This is a genomic window from Pseudomonas juntendi (assembly GCF_009932375.1).
Lineage (GTDB): Bacteria > Pseudomonadota > Gammaproteobacteria > Pseudomonadales > Pseudomonadaceae > Aquipseudomonas > Aquipseudomonas juntendi.
This window is the reverse complement of sequence record NZ_BLJG01000613.1, coordinates 1-437: the sequence shown is the minus strand read 5'-3', so window position 1 is coordinate 437 and position 437 is coordinate 1. Positions and strand designations below refer to the sequence as shown.

General features: G+C 59.5%; 1 pseudogene. It reads left to right on the top strand.

Annotated elements, in window-relative coordinates:
- Window positions 1-255 precede the first annotated feature (255 nt).
- Window positions 256-437: pseudogene (locus tag GYA94_RS28465) on the top strand (group II intron reverse transcriptase/maturase); the annotation flags it as partial.

Genomic DNA, 437 nt, shown 5'->3' with positions numbered 1-437 from the left:
GGGACTCGGGATGACAGTTTCCGCTGTGGGAAATTTCTGCATTACGGCTACCACCGAGACAGTGACGCCTACTGGCGGCATAACTTGTTCGGCCCTTGGTGACGCGGTTAACCGCCACTTACTACGGCCTCGGCTGACTTCTGCTCGCTCGTCCCGTCGCCTCTCGACGCTCGGTAGCACAGTGGCAAACGTGCAGAAGTCAGCCGAGGCCGTAGTAAGTGGCGGTTAACCGCGTCACCAAGGGCCGAACAAGTTATGCCGCCAGTAGGCGTCACTGTCTCGTTGGTAGCCGTAATGCAGAAATTTCCCACAGCGGAAACTGTCATCCCGAGTCCCGGCCAGAAGCCGAGGGTGATGCATGACAGTGCAAAGGTATCGACGGCGTCAGTGGCGTGGACGAACGCGGAGCCGGACACGCTGATGGAGCGGTTGCTTGC